This is a genomic window from Falsochrobactrum ovis (genome assembly GCF_003259955.1).
GTDB classification, from domain to species: domain Bacteria; phylum Pseudomonadota; class Alphaproteobacteria; order Rhizobiales; family Rhizobiaceae; genus Brucella; species Brucella ovis_A.
Genome location: NZ_QLMK01000001.1, coordinates 238772 through 258108 on the forward strand (window position 1 = coordinate 238772; position 19337 = coordinate 258108).

Below are 19337 nucleotides of genomic sequence, written 5' to 3' on the forward strand. Positions count from 1 at the left end.
CAACTTCGCTAACACATTGACGTGCCCGGACCGATCCGGCCGTTACTGTGTCTCCATAGCGGACGTCGGCTCCGTTGGATTTTCAAGAGGGGTTACCCGTGTCGCGCAGTTCTTATCTTTTCACTAGTGAATCCGTGTCTGAAGGTCATCCGGACAAGGTTTGTGACCGTATTTCGGATGAAATCGTAGATATGATCTACAAGGAGGCGCGCCGCACCGGCGTTGACCCTTGGACGGTTCGTATAGCTTGTGAAACGCTGGCTACTACCAATCGCGTAATTATCGCAGGCGAAGTAAGACTACCCGAAACGCTCTTGAAGAAAAACAAAGATGGCTCGGTTCTGACGGATGCCAACGGACATCCGGTCATCAACCCGACCCGCTTTCGTTCTGCTGCGCGTAAGGCAATCCGTGAGATCGGATATGAGCAGGACGGCTTCAACTGGCGCACGGTGAAAATCGACGTTTTGTTACATCCACAATCGGCCGATATTGCTCAGGGCGTTGATAATGCCGCAGACCGCCAGGGCGAAGAAGGTGCGGGCGATCAGGGAATCATGTTTGGCTATGCCTGCCGCGAAACGCCTGATCTGATGCCAGCGCCAATCTATTACGCACATAAGATTCTTGAGAGGCTTTCGCAGGCCCGTCACAATAATGAAGGCGAAGCTGGCAAGCTCGGCCCCGACGCAAAAAGCCAGGTGACTGTGCGTTATGAAAATGGAAAACCGGCCGAAATCACCCAGATTGTGCTTTCGACCCAACATCTCGATCCGACTTGGGATTCGCATAAGGTCCGCACGATTGTAGAGCCATTTATTCGTGAAGCGCTCAGCGATCTGCCAATTGCTGATGATTGCGTTTGGTATATTAATCCCACGGGCAAATTTGTCATCGGCGGCCCGGATGGCGATGCGGGCTTAACGGGACGCAAAATTATTGTCGATACCTATGGCGGAGCAGCTCCCCATGGTGGGGGTGCTTTCTCTGGTAAAGACACTACCAAAGTCGACCGCTCCGCAGCCTATGCGGCGCGTTATCTTGCCAAAAATGTAGTGGCTGCAGGTTTTGCAGATCGCTGCACGATCCAACTTTCCTATGCAATCGGGGTGGCACAGCCACTATCAATCTATGTTGATCTGCATAATACCGGCAAGGTTGCTGAAGCCGATCTCGAGGAAGCGCTGCGCAAGGTCATGGATCTTTCGCCGACCGGGATTCGTAAACATCTGGACTTGAACAAGCCGATTTACGCCAAGACCGCATCTTATGGCCATTTCGGACGCAAACCCGGTCGCGACGGTTCTTTTTCTTGGGAAAAGACCGATCTGATCAAACCGTTAAAGGCGGCGTTGGCCTGATTAATTATGAGCGATAACAACCACCCAACCCATGCGGCCGGAAATTTTTACGGCCGCCGTCACGGCAAGCCACTTCGTCCCCATCAAAGCGATCTGTTTGAAACCCTGCTGCCGAAATTAAAGCTGGACCCGACAAAGCCAGCGCCAGAAAATCTGACCAGCTTGTTTGATGGGCCTGTCGATCATATACGCCTTGAAATCGGATTTGGTGGCGGCGAGCACTTACACCATGAATCAGGCCGTTATCCGCAAACCGGTTTTATCGGCATTGAGCCCTTCATCAATGGTATGGCCAAAATGCTGGCTGCACTTGATAAGGACCCACGAAATAATCTGCGTCTTTACGATGAAGATGCAACTGAAATTCTCGATTGGCTCCCGGATGCTTCCATTTCGGGAATTGACCTTTTTTATCCCGATCCGTGGCACAAGCGCCGCCATTGGAAACGCCGTTTTGTAAGCGACGCGAACCTTGATCGCTTCGCTCGTATTTTGAGGCCGGGCGGCAAATTCCGCTTTGCGTCCGACATTGAGCATTACGTTAACTGGACGCTTCAGCATTGCAGAAAGCACGAAAGCTTTGAATGGCAAGCATCGGGTCCACAAGATTGGCACAATGCCTATGAAGGCTGGCCGGGTACGCGCTATGAAGCCAAGGCTTTTCGCGAAGGCAGGCGTGCCGCCTATTTGACCTTCATCAGAACCTAGCGTCGCGATCGCCCCATATGCAGACCGATGCACTCTCTAAAGAGAAAATTACTCAACTGCGGCTCACTGGGCGACGGATGCGCTTTCGCCGCATAGACCTATTGAAAAAAATCCGTTCTGCTGGTATTATGTCTCAAATTCTTGGTCGATAGAACAAGAGTGGGTCCACCCGGTCCCGCTCTTTTTTGTTACTTAGGGCTTGAAAAAGGGCCCGTCGACCCGTTGGAGAGGTTTTGAATTGACTGAACAGGTAGAGGCAAACGAAGCACAATCGGTTGACGCTCGCGCAGACGAGCGCTTTCTGCGTGAGACCGGTATTGATGCAAAAGTAGCTGCCATTGTAGAGCCAGTTATAAATACGCTGGGCTTTCGTCTGGTGCGCGTTCGTTTGTCTGGTCTTAACGGTCAGACCCTCCAGATCATGGCCGAACGACCCGATGGGACGATGACGGTCGAGGATTGCGAATTGGTAAGCCAGACGGTTTCACCCGTTATTGATGTGGAAGATCCAATCAGCGGAAGCTACCATTTGGAAATTTCCTCGCCTGGTATTGATCGTCCTTTGGTCCGTAAGTCGGATTTCGCCGATTGGGCCGGACATATCGCACGCATCGAAACCTCTGTCATGCATGAGGGTCGACGCAAATTTAGAGGTAAAATTGTTTTGGGTGACGCCGATTCGGTTGTCATTGAAAGCGATCAAATCTCTTACGGCAATGAGCCGGTTGTACGTCTGCCTTTTGATATTATTTCCGACGCACGTTTGGTTCTGACGGATGATTTGATCCGCGATGCCCTGCGGCGGGATAAAGCCATACGTGAGGGCCGTATTCCCGGTGATCAATTGGGCGAACACGGCGACGAGATCACCGAAGATGCCGCTTCTGACGAAAGCGACACGGAAAAGAAATAAGTTTCAGACGCTCGCATCGATAAGATCGTGGGCGCGTCACCAAGGAGAAACCTATGGCAGTCAGTGCAAACAGGCTGGAACTTCTACAGATCGCTGACGCAGTTGCACGCGAGAAGTCGATTGACCGTGAGATTGTCCTTGCGGCGATGGCTGATGCGATCCAGAAAGCTGCGCGCTCGCGCTACGGCCAGGAAAGCAATATTCGCGCCGACATCAATGCAAAATCTGGCGAGATCAAGCTTCAGCGCTTGCTCGAAGTGGTTGAAGAAGTCGAAGACTATGCCACCCAGATTTCGCTTTTCATGGCGCGTGACCGCAATCCAGATGCGCAGATTGGTGACTTCATCGCTGATCAGTTGCCGCCCATGGATTTCGGACGGATCGCCGCGCAATCTGCCAAACAGGTTATCGTGCAGAAAGTGCGCGAAGCCGAGCGCGACCGCCAGTATGATGAATTCAAAGACCGGGTCGGCGAGATCATCAACGGTACTGTCAAGCGGGTCGAATATGGCAATGTTATCGTGGATCTGGGCCGCGGCGAAGCCATCGTGCGGCGTGACGAACTGATCCCACGCGAAACTTTCCGCTATGGCGACCGCATCCGTGCTTATGTTTATGACGTACGGCGCGAGCAGCGCGGCCCGCAAATCTTCCTTTCGCGCACCCATCCGCAATTCATGGCAAAACTTTTCACCATGGAAGTGCCGGAAATTTATGACGGTATCATTGAGATCAAATCGGTGGCACGCGATCCCGGTTCGCGCGCAAAAATCGCCGTATTGTCGCGCGATGCGTCAATCGATCCAGTCGGCGCTTGTGTCGGGATGCGCGGTAGCCGTGTTCAGGCAGTTGTAGCCGAACTCCAGGGCGAAAAGATCGACATTATTCCGTGGTCACCCGATGCGGCGTCCTTCATCGTCAACGCGCTTCAGCCAGCCGAAGTGGCCAAGGTTGTGCTCGATGAAGATGCGGAACGTATTGAAGTTGTCGTCCCCAATGACCAACTATCACTTGCGATCGGTCGTCGCGGGCAGAATGTACGCTTGGCTTCGCAGCTGACCGGTTGGGATATCGACATCCTCACTGAGGATGAAGAATCTGAACGCCGCCAGAAGGAATTCTCTGAACGTTCTCAACTGTTCATGGAAGCGCTCAATGTCGATGAAATGGTCGGCCAGGTGCTGGCATCTGAAGGCTTTGGTTCCGTAGAAGAAATCGCCTATGTAGAACTCAGCGAAATCGCGTCTATTGACGGTTTTGATGAGGACACGGCGGGAGAAATTCAGGATCGCGCCCGCGAATATCTTGAACGGATCGAAGCCGATCAGGACAATCGCCGCAAAGAACTTGGCGTTGAAGACGAACTTCGTGAACTGCCCGGCATGACAACTGCCATGCTGGTCGCAGTTGGGGAAGATGGTGTAAAAACGATCGAAGACTTTGCCGGTTATGCGATTGACGATCTCGTGGGCTGGCGTGAGCGCAAAGACGGCGAAACAGTCAATCACAGTGGCGTCTTTACTCCGTTCGAAGTTTCCCGAGTGGATGCAGAACAGATGGTGATGGCGGCTCGTTTGAAAGCGGGCTGGATCACGGAAGAGGAAATGTCCGCTGGTTTGGAAGAAGCCGACGCAGAAACAGATACTGAGATCGAAGCCGCAGAAGGCGAGTAGATTCAGTTAATCTTACAGGGCCGCATCTCATTTGAATGATGCGGCTCTGGAGTTAGATATTGTGATAGGGCGGATGCTCTGATAGAGCATGTCCCCGCACATGCGAATATACTCCACAGCCGCTAGGCTTTGGTTTCACCGCGCACAATATTGAAACGTGACTGCACAAATTGCAGTTTTCGGAGTAAAATCTCGCCGTAAAATGGTATAGGACCGTTTGGCGTCGCGAATGTTGATGGAGTAATAAGCGGTTGAAGGCAGGCCGGAACAGCGTGAGGAGGCAGGATATGAATGACAGAACCTGTATCGTCACACGCGAAGCTGGTTCTGTTGAAGATATGATCCGTTTTGTTTCCGGGCCCGATGGTTCGGTCGTTCCGGATCTCAAACGAAATCTGCCAGGACGAGGATGCTGGGTGAAGGCCGAGCGACGTTTGGTGGATGAGGCAGTCAAGCGCAAGCTTTTTGCCCGTGGATTGAAAGAGAGCGTGATCGCTCAAGCCGATCTTGGCGCGCTGGTAGACCAGCTGCTGACGAAATCGGCGTTGGGAAGCTTGGCATTAGCGCGCAAGTCAGGTGCGGTGATTTCAGGTTCAACCAAAGTGGATCAAGCCATTCGCACGGGGACTGCAACGCTGGTTCTACATGCGCAAGAAGCCGCTGAAGATGGCGTGCGAAAGCTCGATCAGGCACGGCGCGTAGTGGTGCAAATGGGTGGCCCTCAAATCCCGGCCTTTTCTCTTTTCACAGGAGAAGAATTGGATTTGGCATTTGGGAGTGGAAATGTGATACATGCTGCGGTGCTGAGCGGTCAGGCGGCAGTTGGTGTCGTGCAACGGGTGCAATTATTGCATCGCTATCGTGGAGACAGCCAGGCAAACATAAATTGAGTGGGCACCAGACCGAAGGAAAACTTGGGTGAAGCCATGCAAGAAGAAAAGGAAACATGCTGCGGGATTGATGTCAGCGTTGCGTGTTTCAGCAGTTTCCCAGTGAGAACGGGAAAACAAAACAGAATGTGCAGTTAGATGCTGCAAATTATAAAGTGATGGAGCGGTTCCCCTAACCGGCAAGTCGGGATCCGCTCTGGAGTGTAATCAGCCTCGACTAAAAATTGGGAATGGTTACGCGCTAAGGTGGATGACTGGAGCCATATCATAGCGGATCGACCGATCTGGATATGCTCTGGTAAAGCGGCAGAAGCTGCGAAGGAAACGGAAACGTAATGAACGATAAAACGAACGACGACAAGACGCTTAGCGTCAATCCTAAAAAGACGCTGACCTTGAAACGGTCGGGCGTTGAGCAGAGCACCGTGCGCCAAAATTTCAGCCACGGCCGCACAAAGGCCGTCGTCGTTGAAACCAAGAAGCGTAAATTTTCTCGGCCTGACGAAAAACCGGAAACGGAAGCTACAGCACCTTCGCCGGCCGCTCAGCCAAAAGCTCCTGCAGCCGCGCCCGCTAAACCTGCTGCTGCTAAAGCTCCGGCTGCCGCGACGACTTCAGCCCCGGCACAGCCAAAGGCTCCTGCATCACGAGTAACAAAACCGCATGTCGCGCCGCAAAATCAGCGCGCTGCGCAGCGCTCTCACACGCAGCAGGCCCAGCGTCCGCGCCAAGGTGATCGCTCCGGCATGGTTTTGAACACGCTATCGCGCTCCGAGATGGAAGCGCGTCGTCGTGCGCTTGAAGGTGCGCTCATTCGCGAAGCGGAAGACCGTGAACGCGCCGCCCAAGAGGCAAAGCGTCGCGAAGAAGAAGAGGCGCGTCGCGCCAAGGAGCGTGAGGAATCCGCACGTCGCCAGGCTGAAGAAGAAGCTCGCCTGAAGGCTGAAGCTGAAGCACGTGCGCGTGCAGAAGCAGAAGCTGCCAAGCGCGCGCCGCAGCCTGCCGCTCGCAGTGAGCAGTCGCGCGGCGAGGCACGCCCAGCTTCCGGACGCTCCCAAGGTGCTCGCGCTGCTGCTGCTATTCCAGATGTTATTCCGAGCGCCAATAAGCCGCTTCCGCAGAGCCAACTTCGCAAGAATGTCACCTCTGATGACGATGATGTGCGCGGTCCACGCCGCGGCGCTCCGGCCAAGCCGGATGTTCGCGCGCCAAGGGTTGTCAGAGGCGCAGACGAGCGCCGTCGTGGCAAGCTGACGCTTACGAGCAATCTCGATGATGATAGCGGTCGGTCACGTTCGCTTTCGGCGATGCGTCGCCGTCAGGAAAAGTTCAAACGCGCCCAGATGCAGGAAACCCGAGAGAAAATCTCGCGGGAAGTGACTGTTCCTGAAACTATCACGCTTCAGGAGCTCGCACAGCGTATGGCTGAGCGCTCGGTAGATATCATCAAATACCTTATGAAACAGGGTCAGATGATGAAGCCCGGCGATGTGATTGACGCCGATATGGCTCAGCTTATCGCAGAAGAATTCGGCCATACGGTCAAGCGTGTTGCGGAATCTGACGTTGAAGAAGGCATCTTCAATGTTGAAGATAATCCCGAAGCAATGCGCCCACGTCCGCCGGTTGTTACCATTATGGGTCACGTCGACCATGGTAAGACCTCGCTTCTTGACGCTATTCGTCAGGCAAATGTTGTATCTGGCGAAGCTGGTGGGATCACGCAACATATCGGTGCTTATCAGGTCGAACAAAACGGCCAGAAAATCACCTTCATTGATACGCCCGGTCACGCCGCCTTTACCGCTATGCGTGCGCGTGGTGCTCAGGCTACGGATATTGCGATTTTGGTTGTCGCGGCCGATGATAGCGTGATGCCGCAGACGGTTGAATCAATCAACCATGCCAAGGCGGCTGGTGTACCGATCATCGTGGCGATCAATAAAATCGACAAGCCGACTTCTGATCCGCAGAAGGTTCGCAACGCATTGCTTCAACATGATGTGTTTGTGGAAACAATGGGCGGTGAAGTGCTTGATGTGGAAGTTTCCGCCAAGAACAAGCTTAATATCGACAAGCTTCTGGAAGCAGTACTGCTGCAGGCTGAAATTCTCGATCTCCAGGCAGATCCAGAACGTACAGCTGAAGGCGTCGTCATCGAAGCGCAGCTTGATCGCGGCCGCGGTTCCGTAGCAACGGTTCTGGTGCAGAAGGGAACGCTACATCCAGGCGATATCATTGCCGCTGGTAATGAATGGGGCCGTGTACGTGCACTGGTTAATGATCGTGGCGATCACGTGAAGGAAGCCGGTCCTGCTATGCCGGTGGAAATTCTCGGCTTGCAGGGTACGCCACAGGCTGGTGATCGTTTTGCAGTGGTTGCTAACGAAGCCAAAGCCCGTGAAATTGCTGAATATCGTCAGCGTCTGGCCCGTGATAAGGCCGTAGCACGCCAGACCGGCTCACGCGGCTCGCTAGAGCACATGATGAGCCAGCTTCAGATAACCGGTACGAAGGAATTCCCGCTGGTTATCAAGGGTGACGTGCAAGGTTCGATTGAAGCGATCAATGCAGCGCTCGAAAAGCTCGGAACAGACGAAGTTCGTGCACGCATCGTCCATTCGGGTGCGGGTGGAATTACGGAAAGTGACGTGTCACTGGCTGAAGCTTCAGATGCTGCGATCATCGGCTTTAACGTTCGCGCTAACAAGCAGGCACGCGATGCAGCCGAACAGCAGGGCATCGAAATCCGCTACTACAACATCATCTATGACCTGATTGATGACGTTAAAGCGGCTATGTCCGGACTTCTATCGCCAGAACGTCGTGAAACCTTCATCGGTAATGCCGAGATTCTCGAAGTCTTCAACATTACCAAGGTCGGTAAGGTGGCAGGTTGCCGTGTTACCGAAGGTAAGGTCGAGCGTGGCGCAGGCGTACGTCTTATTCGCGATAATGTTGTTATCCATGAAGGCAAGCTCAAGACGCTCAAGCGCTTTAAGGATGAAGTGTCAGAAGTACCAAGCGGCCAGGAATGTGGTATGGCGTTTGAAAACTATGATGATATGCGCGTAGGCGATGTCATCGAAGCATTCCGCGTCGAACACGTTTCACGCACGCTCTGATGGATTGTAGCTTGGGCGCCTTCTTGCGCCCATGCTCACTACCCGTCATGCCATTCGGGTGCCGGATGGGGCGGGTTCAACAGATAGAAACAGAGATTGGCCTGACAAGTTCAGGCCAATTTTTCACCGCCGGATCTATGAGGGTCTGACTCCCGTCTGGATCGTGGCCGTCACGCCCTTGAGGCGATTTCATTATGCGGATCAATTTCCGAATGTCCTTGAGGGCATCTCGGTTTTTTGTGCCGCTCATCGGAGTAAAAAGCGATGGCACATTCTCATGTTAAGAAAGGTTCCGGCGGCCTGTCGCAACGCCAGCTTCGCGTCGGTGAGCAGGTACGCCATGCTGTGGCTCAGGTGCTTCAGCGCGGCGAAATCCGCGATGAAATTATTGAGAATACGGTAATTTCTATATCAGAAGTCCGCATGTCACCGGATCTCAAAATTGCGACCTGTTTCGTTTCTCCCATGGGGGATATTGATCCGCAACTGGTCGTTAAGGCGCTTGCTTCAAATGCGAAATTTATTCGAGGTCGGGTAGCACCAGATCTTCGACAAATGAAATATATGCCGGAATTTCGTTTCCGGGCTGATACAAGCTTCGAAAATTTTGCGAAAATCGATGCACTTCTGCGCTCGCCGGAAGTCGCACGCGACCTGCAAAATCCAGATGATGAAGATGGTGACGCAGATGACGCCACCAGCAATGGAGAAGAATAAAGCATGGCAAGACGCGGCAAGAAAAAAGGTCGTCCGGTATCCGGCTGGGTCATTTTTGACAAGCCCAAAGGTATGGGATCGACCGAGGCTGTCTCCAAGATCAAATGGCTTTTCAATGCCGAAAAGGCCGGCCATGCTGGCACTCTTGACCCGCTTGCCTCGGGAATGCTGCCGATCGCGCTGGGCGAAGCAACAAAAACGGTTCCCTATGTGATGGATGGAACCAAAGTCTATCGTTTTTCTATCAGCTGGGGTGAAGAACGTTCTACCGATGATCTTGAGGGCGAGGCGACGCAGACTTCGGACAAGCGGCCTAGTCGTGAGGAACTGGAAGCAATTCTTCCCAATTATACCGGCGTGATTAAACAGGTTCCGCCTCAATTCTCTGCAATCAAGATCGGCGGCGAGCGTGCTTATGATCTTGCACGCGAAGGGGAAACCGTGGAAATCCCAGCCCGGGAAGTTGAGATTGACCGACTTGAGATCATCGAATTTTCTGACAATGGGCCAACCACTTTAGAAGTCGAATGTTCTAAGGGCACCTATGTGCGTTCGCTGGCTCGCGATATGGGCCGGGACTTGGGCTGCTTTGGCCATATTTCTGAGCTGCGCCGCATTGAGGTCGCACCTTTTACCGAAGATGATTTGGTAACGCTGGAAGAGCTGGAAGCGGCTTGGCCTCCGCTCCCACCAAAGGATGAAGAGCCGGCCGAACCTATACAGCGCCGCGATTTTAGTGCGCTTGATGCATTGGTGATCGAAACCGGTGCGGCGCTTGATTGTCTCCCACAGGTCGCACTAAGTGACGAACAGGCCCAACGGGTACGCCTTGGCAATCCGGTTATTATTCGCGGACGCGACGCCCCGCTTGATGCAGATGAAGCATATGTGACCGCGCGCGGTAAGTTGCTGGCCATTGGTTATATTGAGCACGGACAGTTTAAACCGAAACGCGTTTTTTCCGGTTCTTAACAATAGCAAAATATGGCGAGTATAATTCCTACTGGTATTCTCGTCATTTTTGCACTATATGCGCATGATCGGTCGATAGATTCAAAGAGATCGTGTGAATGGCCCGCGCTGGACGACATCCCGGCCAAGGCGACTGATTTTCCTCCCAAATAGAAAGGGTTTACGATGTCGATTACTGCTGAGCGCAAGCAAGCACTTATCAAGGAATACGCAACCAAGGAAGGCGATACGGGTTCTCCTGAAGTTCAGGTAGCCATTCTTACCGAGCGTATTTCCAACCTTACCGAACACTTCAAAGACCATAAGCATGATAATCATTCGCGTCGCGGTCTTTTGAAGCTGGTATCGCAGCGCCGTCGTCTGCTTGACTATGTCAAGGGTCTGGACGAAGCGCGCTACCAGACGCTGATTTCCCGTCTGGGTCTGCGTCGTTAACGGCAAATTCGGGCGGCGTTTTAAAGCGTCGCCCGCTTGATTTTGGGCAAATGCCCATGAGGCACAAAAGCGCGTAGGGCGCATTTGCATGCCGCTAAGGAGCCGAAAGGCTCGTGATCCGGACCCGTCATGGGGCAGGATTGCAGGCAGTTCGTTTTGCGAGCTTCCCGTTGTCTTGCCCATGGCCTGTCCGCCAACCCGGAAAGCCGCCAGCGCATTTATTGCGCTCGATAAAGCTTTCCATAGAGGACAAGATATGTTCAATACCCATAAAGTTGAAATCGATTGGGGTGGTCGTCCGCTCATTCTCGAAACTGGCAAGATCGCCCGTCAGGCTGACGGAGCTGTGCTTGCAACCTATGGCGAAACCGTCGTTCTGGCGACTGTGGTCTCCGCCAAGGAACCAAAGCCGGGTCAGGACTTTTTCCCGCTTACCGTAAATTATCAGGAAAAGACTTACGCCGCCGGCAAGATCCCTGGTGGCTATTTCAAGCGTGAAGGCCGCCCGAGCGAGAATGAAACTCTTGTTTCGCGCCTGATCGACCGTCCGATCCGTCCGCTTTTTGTAGAAGGCTACAAAAACGACACTCAGGTTGTGCTCACCGTTGTTCAACACGATCTGGATAATAATCCCGATATTTTGGCAATGGTCGCTGCCTCGGCAGCACTGACGATCTCGGGTGTTCCCTTCATGGGCCCGATCGGTGGCGCACGTGTTGGCTACATCAATGGCGAATATGTGCTCAATCCGAATATTGACGAAATGCCAGAATCTCAGCTGGATCTGATTGTCGCCGGTACATCAGATGCGGTGTTGATGGTTGAATCGGAAGCTGAAGAGCTGTCGGAAGATGTGATGCTCGGCGCGGTCATGTTTGGCCATAAGAGCTTCCAGCCTGTGATTGAGGCAATCATCAAATTGGCAGAAGTGGCTGCTAAAGAACCGCGTGAATTCCAGCCGGAAGATCATTCGGCTCTGGAAGCCAAAATGCTCGAACTTATCGAAGACGATCTGCGTGAAGCCTATAAAATCACGGAGAAACAAGCGCGTCACGTAGCTGTTGATGCTGCCAAAGCCAAAGCCAAGGCACATTTTCTGCCCGAAGATGTCGAAGAGCCCGAAGTTTCGGAAGAAGAATTCGCAACGGTCTTCAAAAATTTGCAGGGAAAGATTGTTCGCTGGAACATTCTTGATACGGGCAGCCGTATCGATGGCCGCAGCCTTGATGTCGTCCGCCCCATTGTTGCGGAGGTAGGAATCCTGCCACGTACGCACGGCTCGGCGCTTTTCACCCGCGGTGAAACCCAAGCTATCGTGGTTGCCACGCTCGGCACTGGTGAAGATGAGCAGATGATTGATGCCATGACTGGCACTTATAAAGAATCATTCATGCTGCATTATAATTTCCCGCCCTATTCGGTCGGTGAAACTGGCCGTATGGGCTCGCCCGGTCGTCGTGAAATCGGCCATGGCAAGCTGGCATGGCGTGCAGTTCATCCGATGCTGCCTTCAGAAGATCAGTTTCCTTACACCGTGCGTGTGGTTTCCGAAATAACTGAATCCAACGGTTCCTCCTCGATGGCTTCAGTTTGCGGTGCTTCATTGGCACTGATGGATGCTGGGGTTCCGATCACGCGTCCAGTAGCGGGTATCGCTATGGGCTTGATCAAGGAAGGCGACCGCTATGCTGTGCTTTCCGATATCCTCGGTGATGAGGATCACCTCGGCGACATGGACTTTAAAGTAGCCGGTAGCGAAAATGGTATCACTGCCTTGCAGATGGACATTAAGATCGACGGTATCACCGAAGAGATTATGAAAATCGCGCTGGAGCAGGCCAAAGGTGGTCGTATTCACATTCTCAATGAAATGAGCAAGGCGCTGTCTTCGTCTCGTGAAGAATTGGGCGAATTCGCTCCACGTATTGAAGTGATGAATATTCCAACCGACAAGATCCGCGATGTTATCGGTTCTGGCGGTAAGGTCATCCGCGAAATCGTGGAAAAGACTGGTGCCAAGATCAACATTGAAGATGACGGTACCGTAAAGATTGCTTCGTCCAATGCGAAGGAAATCGAAGCAGCCAAGAAATGGATTCACTCCATTGTTGCTGAACCGGAAGTCGGCGAAATCTACGAAGGCACTGTGGTAAAAACCGCTGATTTTGGTGCGTTCGTGAACTTCTTCGGTCCTCGCGATGGTTTGGTCCATATTTCTCAGCTCGCAGCTGAACGCGTTGCCAAAACCACTGACGTGGTCAAGGAAGGCCAGAAAGTCTGGGTCAAGCTGATGGGCTTTGACGAGCGCGGTAAGGTCCGCCTTTCAATGAAGATTGTCGATCAGGAAACCGGCAAAGAAATTGTTCCGGAAAAGAAAAAAGAAGAAGCGGACGCTGAATAATCGTCCATTCTTGCAGTTAAAGCGCGCCTTTTGGCGCGCTTTTTTGTTGCACGTGAATCATTTGAACGGCAAAGATTGAGAATGACGACACCAGCTCAGCAAACTCTCTTCCTGCCATTTGAGCGGGACATTCTGGAAATGCCGCGAAACGGCGAAACCTTTCTCGCCTGCGGAATTTCGGCAGATCGCCTGCTGGATGACCAGTGGAAACAGAACCTCAATTGTTTACAACCGTGGCGACCTGATTGGCTTCTTTTAAAAAAACACGGGTTCCATGCCGAGCCGAGAGTGCCCGAGGACAGCCGTTATGCAGGCGGCATGCTTCTGCTTGGAAAACATCGTGGACGCAATGAGGCTTGGTTTGCAGAACTTCTACAGCGCGTTCTGCCGGGCGGGTGGATTGTTGTCTGCGGCGAAAAAAAACTCGGAATTGATAGTTTCCGTAAATGGGTCGGCAATATTGCTGAGATCAGCGATCGCATGTCAAAAAACCACGCAGTGGTATTCTGGTTGCGCCGCCCGGAAGATATCGATGATGATTTCATTGATGCGCTTCGTCCACAATATAGCGCTATTGACGAAATATTTCGTACCGAACCGGGAATGTTTTCTCATGGCGTGATTGATAAAGGCTCGGCCCTATTGGCTACGCATATGAAGGATATTGTTTTTGGAAATGTAGCCGATCTGGGCGCGGGCTGGGGCTATCTCACCGTACAATGCCTCAAACTTTCAGATCGCATCAAAGCTATAGATCTTTTTGAAGCGGATTATGAGGCGCTCGATGCGGCCTATGGCAATTTGGAACGACTGGGTGCGACCGTACCGCTCACATTTAATTGGCATGATGTGACCAGTGAAAAAATACCGGGAATTTATGACACTATCATCATGAACCCACCTTTTCACGAGGGAAGGGTAAGAGACGTGTCACTAGGGCAAAGTTTTATTGCGGCTGCCGCTTCCCGGCTGAAACCGGGGGGCAGATTATTGATGGTCGCAAACCGTCAACTGCCCTATGAAGCCACCCTGAAAGGCCTATTCAAACATGTTAATCTGCTTGAAGAGGCCCAAGGATTTAAAGTTTTCGATGCCAAAAAGTAAATAAAAGCCGCCCTAAGAGGCGGCTTCTTTTGTCTATTGTCCGCGTTGCGCGTCCGAACTTTTCAACTCGTCCAATGTTGGCATTGAGACGATATTATAGCCCGAATCAACAAAATGGATTTCACCCGTCACACCGCTGGAAAGGTCCGATAAAAGATAGAGGGCCGATTTGCCCACATCGTCAATATCAACCGTGCGGCGCAGCGGAGAATTGCGGCGCTGATAGCTGAAGATCGCGCGTGCATCACCAATTCCAGCTCCGGCAAGGGTCCGCACTGGACCGGCCGAAATCGCGTTAACACGAATGCCTTGCGGGCCATAATCCGCAGCCAGATAACGCACCATGGCTTCCAGAGCTGCCTTGGCAACGCCCATTACATTATAATTGGGGATGGTGCGCGTTGATCCGCCATAGGTGAGAGTGAGTATGGAACCGCCATCTTTCATCAGTTTTTCGGCGCGTTGAGCCATTTCTGTAAATGAAAATGCAGATATCACCATCGTGCGCGAAAAATTTTCGCGAGTGGTCACATCGGCATAACGGCCTTTGAGTTCGGTTTTGTCGGAAAAACCGATAGCATGAACGATGAAATCAAGCTTGCCCCATTTCTTCTCGATTTCAGCGAACACAGCATCCACAGTTTCAATGTCTTCAACATCGCATGGAAGTACGAAATCTGAACCGACTTGCTCTGCCAGAGGTTTTACACGCCTGCCTAGCGCCTCGCCTTGATAGGTGAAAGCCAGTTCAGCCCCCTGAGCAGCCAGTTGTTTTGCAATCCCCCAGGCAATCGAATGATTATTCGCGACACCCATGATGAGGCCGCGTTTACCTTGCATCAAACTTTCCATATTCCCTCTCCCTCAGCCCTTATAACGCTGGAAAACCAACGTCGCATTGGTGCCACCAAATCCGAAGGAATTGGAAAGCACGGTATTGAGCTGAGCATTGTCGATGCGCTTGCGGACGATAGGCATGTCTGCAAAAGCTGGATCCAGTTCTTCGATATGTGCGCTTTCGCAGATGAAATTATTTTGCATCATCAAGAGCGAATAAATGGCTTCCTGAACGCCCGTCGCACCAAGCGAATGGCCAGTCAGGGATTTGGTCGCCGCAATCGGTGGGCAAGCCTCACCGGAGCCAAAAATCTTGCGAATCGCTTCGATTTCCGGCGCGTCACCGGCCGGAGTCGAGGTGGCGTGCGGGTTAATATAATCGATTTTGTCTTTGACGGTTGAAAGCGCCATCTGCATGCAACGCAACGCACCCTCACCAGATGGCGCGACCATGTCGTAACCATCAGATGTAGCGCCATATCCGATGATCTCGCCGTAAATCTTCGCACCGCGAGCAAGCGCGGTTTCAAGCTCTTCGAGCACCAGCACACCAGCGCCGCCAGCAATCACAAAGCCGTCACGATTCTTGTCATAGGCGCGCGACGCAGTGGCGGGGGTATCATTATATTTCGATGACATCGCGCCCATTGCATCAAAGAGCACTGACAGCGTCCAATCAAGATCTTCGCAACCACCCGCAAACATGCGGTCTTGCTTGCCATATTGGATCATCTCATAGGCATTGCCGATGCAATGATTGGAGGTCGCACAGGCGGACGAAATCGAATAATTAATTCCCTTGATTTTGAAGAATGTCGCAAGAGTGGCCGAGGCCGTTGAGCTCATGGCTTTGGGAACCGCAAAAGGTCCTACGCGCTTGGGGCCTTTTTGCCGGGTAATGTCCGCAGATTCCACGATCGTACGTGTTGAAGGCCCGCCTGATCCCATAATAATGCCGGTGCGATCATTGGAAACTTCTTGTTCCGACAAGCCTGCATCTGCAATCGCCTGATCCATCGCAATATGGTTCCAAGCCGTGCCGCGACCGTGAAAACGCATTGCGCGTCGATCTACTAAAGCTTCGACATCGATTTTCGGGGCCCCATGAACCTGGCAGCGGAAGCCCAGTTCTGCATATTCTTCTGCCCGCGAGATACCAGACCGCGCTTCGCGCAGCGATGTTGTAACTTCTTCGGTGTTATTTCCAATTGAGGATACGATCCCCATACCCGTTACGACGACACGCCGCATCGCGTTCTCCTTTACACATGTTACCTGGGGCGCTTGCCTGATGCGGTTGCCCGGTCATCTGGTTACCCAATCATCTGGTTACATAGTGTTATTTTCGCATGTTTTGAGCGCGACAAGGTAAAAAACAATTCTTTTACTGCTGTCGCCCCCATCTTTGATCAGTATTTGATCCCGCTCAGGCAGGATTACTTTCTTTTGAAAGCCCGACACGTAAGTCTGTCGCTTGATAGATCATCTCGCCATCGGCCTTCAACCAGCCATCGGCGGTGCCCAGCACAAGGCGTCCGCGCATAACTCGTTTGAAGTCGATACCATATTCAAGCAGCTTTGTATTCGGGCGAACCATGCCTTTGAACTTCACTTCGCCAGTTGAAAGCGCCATGCCACGGCCCGGCTCACCCAGCCAGCCGAGGAAGAATCCGGTGAGCTGCCACATGCCGTCCAGTCCAAGACAGCCCGGCATGATCGGGTTTCCTTGGAAATGGCATGGGAAATACCAATCATCTGGGCTTACATCATATTCGGCGCGAACGTAGCCTTTATCGAAGGCCCCGCCCGTTTCAGAAATTTCAGTGATGCGATGAACCATCAGCATCGGAGGCAGAGGAAGTTGCGCATTGCCGGGGCCGAATAACTCGCCACGTGCGCAGCTCAAGAGTTCTTCATACCCGTAGCTGGATTTCTGTTCTGGCATTATGCCTCCCTTGAGGGTCATTCCATTTGACCGGCATTGCCGGTACGGTTGTTAGCTTTCCGGCTCATCTCTAACACAGAGTGTTTCCGGCAGTAAAATCAAGCTTTGCATTCCCGCAAAAGCGGGTAACGCCAAGCCCTATTGATACTTGTTTCGCTACGGCATATATCAATGTCAGTAGGCAATGGGCAACAGCCTGTTCAATCTTTGTCAACTTTGCTATGAGCTTGTGACGGGTTTAAGGGTAAAAATGCAACATCATCATGCCCAAGATGCGATGGTTTCCATGGAAGAACAGCTTCGGAACGCTGGTTTACGGCCGACGCGACAGCGTATCGCGCTCGCAAATCTCATCTTCGCTCAGGGGGATCGTCACCTCTCGGCAGAGGAACTGCACGAAGAGGCCGTGCAAGCCGATGTGCCAGTCTCGCTTGCTACCGTTTATAATACGCTTCATCAGTTCACAGAAGCAGGCATGCTGCGCATTATAGCGGTTGAGGGTGCCAAAACCTATTTTGACACCAATGTGTCTGACCATCACCATTTCTTCCTGGAAGGCGAAAATGTAGTCTTTGACATTCCGCATGGTGAGCGGGGTCAGCCGGTGGTTGCGAATATGCCCGATGCTCCGGAAGGCATGGAAATCGTCAATGTTGATGTTATCGTAAGACTGCGTCGTAAAAAGCGTTAGACCATCAATGCCGGCCTGAAAAAGCGGTCAGGAAACCGCTTTATTATGTTTCAGCGGTGATCAGGCCAAACGCATCCGAATATTTTCAAACGGTAATCCACTATCATCTTCGGCACGTCTGCTAATTTCGACAAAGCCTAGCTTTTGATAGAAGCGATAGGCGCTTTGGTTTTCGGCAAATACTTCTAGATCAAGTTCGCCCCGAAGCTTGAACGCATGTTCTACCAGCTTGCGGCCCACGCCCTAGCCTTGAGCTTTGGGATGGACGAACAAACCGCCGATAAAATGGTCGAGTAAGCCGATGAAGCCTATTATTTTGCCGCCCGATAGCGCGACCCAAATTTCAGCTTGTTCGAGAAAGATGTTTTCAACCATCTCTTTTTGCTCAAAAAGCAGCTCTTCGCCTAAAAAAGCATGGACTCTGAGTGATGCCTGAAACCAGATAGACGATAGCGTTTCTTTATCCGCTGGCTCATAGGCGCGGATAACGAGATCAGAATTTCTCATAATTTTCCAGAGCTTAATATGCGCTAATCACCGCCTTGACGCGGTTCTCAATCCGTTGATACGGTAAAGACAAACTTCTGCGCATAAACTCCTAGTCAGATATCGGCCATGGGTGGCCCCAAGGTATGGAATAGCGGGGCAGGGGACAGGCAAAGCATGGAATAGGCAGGGCATGGAATAGATGAGAATGGAAGATAGCCAAGGCAGCGCGCGAAATCAAACATCGCTGCAAGCGCTAGGACCGATTGATCTAATCAAAAACCTCGCCGGGATAAACCCCCCAGAGTTCTGATTGCTTAACCCAACCTTTGGCGCCTTTCATTGCGATTCGGCACCATTGCCCGTTGCATTCCTCCACATCGCCAATTGCGCCGGGCTCAATTTTTGCGGCAATGGCCGCCTGTTCGCTGGGAGAACGCCACATAGTGATCATGCTCCCTTCATCATTTTTCAGCCAAGGAGCTGCCGATGCGGTTCGCTTGCCGGATAAAAGCGATTGATAAATCCAACCTTCAGTGCCATCGGCATCGCGGATCCGGCGCCAATTGTCGTATTCCTGAATAATCTCAACCGGCAAGCCGGATCTAAGAAAAAGCCATGAAACCGCATATTCTCGCCCCGGCCCGATTCGGACATTTGCGCGTGAAGGTTTAAGACTAACGAAACGCGGCACTGGCAGCCCACTGGCGCCTAAGCTCGTTCCCGCTGGCGGCTTAGCGCTCGCTTCATGAAAACGGGATGCGCTAAATGGCGCAAAAATAAGAAGCATTGCGATGCTGCAAAATGCAGCCATCAAAAAGCGTCGCGAAACTATGCGGTACAATTTTGACCTCTTGCCGCCCTGCGGTTTCGGGCGACTCCCAAGGAAAGGCCATGCCCAATCCTTCGGAAGCACCAAAACTCATTCAGGTGCGGTTTTCCGCTTGTGATTTTCTTTGTCTTTGCCATGCTGCCTTGCTAGAGATGAGCAGCCGAAGCATTTACCTATATTGCATCTTCTTAGTTAAAGAGGTCTCAACATAGGTTGTCGGCTAAAGCATATTCTCGCGAGGCCGCAA

18 protein-coding genes are annotated in these 19337 nt (G+C 52.3%); 12 read left to right on the top strand and 6 right to left on the bottom strand.

What is annotated here, in order from left to right:
- The first annotated feature begins 98 nt into the window (after positions 1 to 98).
- The 11 genes from metK to C7374_RS01200 all read left to right on the top strand — a co-directional run bounded on the left by metK (position 99) and on the right by C7374_RS01200 (position 14299).
- Positions 99 to 1361, top strand: a complete 1263-nt coding sequence (gene metK, locus C7374_RS01150) for a methionine adenosyltransferase (protein WP_111573775.1) — start codon at positions 99 to 101, stop codon at positions 1359 to 1361.
- A gap of 6 nt (positions 1362 to 1367) precedes the next feature.
- Complete coding sequence (gene trmB, locus C7374_RS01155; RefSeq protein WP_111573776.1) at positions 1368 to 2069, top strand: tRNA (guanine(46)-N(7))-methyltransferase TrmB; 702 nt, start codon at positions 1368 to 1370, stop codon at positions 2067 to 2069.
- 238 nt (positions 2070 to 2307) lie between these two features.
- On the top strand, positions 2308 to 2982 hold the full coding sequence (rimP, locus tag C7374_RS01160) for a ribosome maturation factor RimP (protein WP_111573777.1): 675 nt from the start codon (positions 2308 to 2310) through the stop codon (positions 2980 to 2982).
- A 53-nt stretch (positions 2983 to 3035) separates the two neighbouring features.
- Complete coding sequence (gene nusA, locus C7374_RS01165) at positions 3036 to 4655, top strand: transcription termination factor NusA (RefSeq protein WP_111573778.1); 1620 nt, start codon at positions 3036 to 3038, stop codon at positions 4653 to 4655.
- A gap of 272 nt (positions 4656 to 4927) precedes the next feature.
- Positions 4928 to 5545, top strand: coding sequence for an RNA-binding protein (locus tag C7374_RS01170; protein WP_111573779.1), 618 nt, complete (start codon positions 4928 to 4930; stop codon positions 5543 to 5545).
- A 335-nt stretch (positions 5546 to 5880) separates the two neighbouring features.
- Complete coding sequence (gene infB, locus C7374_RS01175; protein ID WP_111573780.1) at positions 5881 to 8670, top strand: translation initiation factor IF-2; 2790 nt, start codon at positions 5881 to 5883, stop codon at positions 8668 to 8670.
- Positions 8671 to 8934: 264 nt separating this feature from the next.
- Entirely contained in the window at positions 8935 to 9387 is a 453-nt protein-coding gene (rbfA, locus tag C7374_RS01180) for a 30S ribosome-binding factor RbfA (protein WP_111573781.1), read from the top strand.
- Positions 9388 to 9390: 3 nt separating this feature from the next.
- Positions 9391 to 10359: a tRNA pseudouridine(55) synthase TruB gene (gene truB, locus C7374_RS01185; RefSeq protein ID WP_111573782.1), complete on the top strand. Its 969-nt coding sequence runs from the start codon at positions 9391 to 9393 to the stop codon at positions 10357 to 10359.
- A 165-nt stretch (positions 10360 to 10524) separates the two neighbouring features.
- Positions 10525 to 10794: a 30S ribosomal protein S15 gene (gene rpsO / locus C7374_RS01190; RefSeq protein ID WP_111573783.1), complete on the top strand. Its 270-nt coding sequence runs from the start codon at positions 10525 to 10527 to the stop codon at positions 10792 to 10794.
- A 256-nt stretch (positions 10795 to 11050) separates the two neighbouring features.
- Positions 11051 to 13195 carry a polyribonucleotide nucleotidyltransferase gene (pnp, locus tag C7374_RS01195; RefSeq protein ID WP_111574235.1) on the top strand — a complete coding sequence of 715 codons (2145 nt, stop codon included), beginning with the start codon at positions 11051 to 11053 and terminating at the stop codon, positions 13193 to 13195.
- An 81-nt stretch (positions 13196 to 13276) separates the two neighbouring features.
- The gene (locus C7374_RS01200; protein WP_111573784.1) at positions 13277 to 14299 is read left to right on the top strand and encodes a class I SAM-dependent methyltransferase; all 1023 of its coding nucleotides are present in this window, start codon (positions 13277 to 13279) and stop codon (positions 14297 to 14299) included.
- Between the two features lie 33 nt (positions 14300 to 14332).
- Here the strand turns inward: C7374_RS01200 and fabI are convergent, their stop codons facing one another.
- The 3 genes from fabI to fabA all read right to left on the bottom strand — a co-directional run bounded on the left by fabI (position 14333) and on the right by fabA (position 17081).
- Positions 14333 to 15151 carry an enoyl-ACP reductase FabI gene (fabI, locus tag C7374_RS01205; RefSeq protein ID WP_111573785.1) on the bottom strand — a complete coding sequence of 273 codons (819 nt, stop codon included), beginning with the start codon at positions 15149 to 15151 and terminating at the stop codon, positions 14333 to 14335.
- A 12-nt stretch (positions 15152 to 15163) separates the two neighbouring features.
- The gene (gene fabB, locus C7374_RS01210) at positions 15164 to 16387 is read right to left on the bottom strand and encodes a beta-ketoacyl-ACP synthase I (RefSeq protein ID WP_111573786.1); all 1224 of its coding nucleotides are present in this window, start codon (positions 16385 to 16387) and stop codon (positions 15164 to 15166) included.
- A gap of 175 nt (positions 16388 to 16562) precedes the next feature.
- Positions 16563 to 17081, bottom strand: coding sequence for a 3-hydroxyacyl-[acyl-carrier-protein] dehydratase FabA (gene fabA / locus C7374_RS01215; RefSeq protein WP_111574236.1), 519 nt, complete (start codon positions 17079 to 17081; stop codon positions 16563 to 16565).
- 250 nt (positions 17082 to 17331) lie between these two features.
- Between fabA and irrA the strand changes: the two genes are divergently transcribed.
- On the top strand, positions 17332 to 17772 hold the full coding sequence (irrA, locus tag C7374_RS01220; protein WP_111573787.1) for an iron response transcriptional regulator IrrA: 441 nt from the start codon (positions 17332 to 17334) through the stop codon (positions 17770 to 17772).
- A 60-nt stretch (positions 17773 to 17832) separates the two neighbouring features.
- On the opposite strand, the gene C7374_RS16500 is transcribed toward irrA, so the two are convergent.
- The 3 genes from C7374_RS16500 to C7374_RS01230 form a co-directional block, all read right to left on the bottom strand.
- Positions 17833 to 18012, bottom strand: coding sequence for a GNAT family N-acetyltransferase (locus C7374_RS16500; protein WP_342634706.1), 180 nt, complete (start codon positions 18010 to 18012; stop codon positions 17833 to 17835).
- Positions 18013 to 18015: 3 nt separating this feature from the next.
- Entirely contained in the window at positions 18016 to 18279 is a 264-nt protein-coding gene (locus C7374_RS16505) for a GNAT family protein (RefSeq protein WP_342634707.1), read from the bottom strand.
- 250 nt (positions 18280 to 18529) lie between these two features.
- The gene (locus tag C7374_RS01230) at positions 18530 to 19102 is read right to left on the bottom strand and encodes an SH3 domain-containing protein (protein ID WP_245412549.1); all 573 of its coding nucleotides are present in this window, start codon (positions 19100 to 19102) and stop codon (positions 18530 to 18532) included.
- Positions 19103 to 19337: the final 235 nt, after the last annotated feature.

Coding starts and splice junctions, on each gene's coding strand:
- trmB (WP_111573776.1), top strand. CDS start 1,368: ATGAGCGATAACAACCACCCAACCCATGCGGCCGGAAATTTTTACGGC.
- nusA (WP_111573778.1), top strand. CDS start 3,036: ATGGCAGTCAGTGCAAACAGGCTGGAACTTCTACAGATCGCTGACGCA.
- infB (WP_111573780.1), top strand. CDS start 5,881: ATGAACGATAAAACGAACGACGACAAGACGCTTAGCGTCAATCCTAAA.
- rbfA (WP_111573781.1), top strand. CDS start 8,935: ATGGCACATTCTCATGTTAAGAAAGGTTCCGGCGGCCTGTCGCAACGC.
- truB (WP_111573782.1), top strand. CDS start 9,391: ATGGCAAGACGCGGCAAGAAAAAAGGTCGTCCGGTATCCGGCTGGGTC.
- rpsO (WP_111573783.1), top strand. CDS start 10,525: ATGTCGATTACTGCTGAGCGCAAGCAAGCACTTATCAAGGAATACGCA.
- pnp (WP_111574235.1), top strand. CDS start 11,051: ATGTTCAATACCCATAAAGTTGAAATCGATTGGGGTGGTCGTCCGCTC.
- C7374_RS01200 (WP_111573784.1), top strand. CDS start 13,277: ATGACGACACCAGCTCAGCAAACTCTCTTCCTGCCATTTGAGCGGGAC.
- fabI (WP_111573785.1), bottom strand. CDS start 15,151: ATGGAAAGTTTGATGCAAGGTAAACGCGGCCTCATCATGGGTGTCGCG.
- fabB (WP_111573786.1), bottom strand. CDS start 16,387: ATGCGGCGTGTCGTCGTAACGGGTATGGGGATCGTATCCTCAATTGGA.
- fabA (WP_111574236.1), bottom strand. CDS start 17,081: ATGCCAGAACAGAAATCCAGCTACGGGTATGAAGAACTCTTGAGCTGC.
- irrA (WP_111573787.1), top strand. CDS start 17,332: ATGCAACATCATCATGCCCAAGATGCGATGGTTTCCATGGAAGAACAG.
- C7374_RS16505 (WP_342634707.1), bottom strand. CDS start 18,279: ATGAGAAATTCTGATCTCGTTATCCGCGCCTATGAGCCAGCGGATAAA.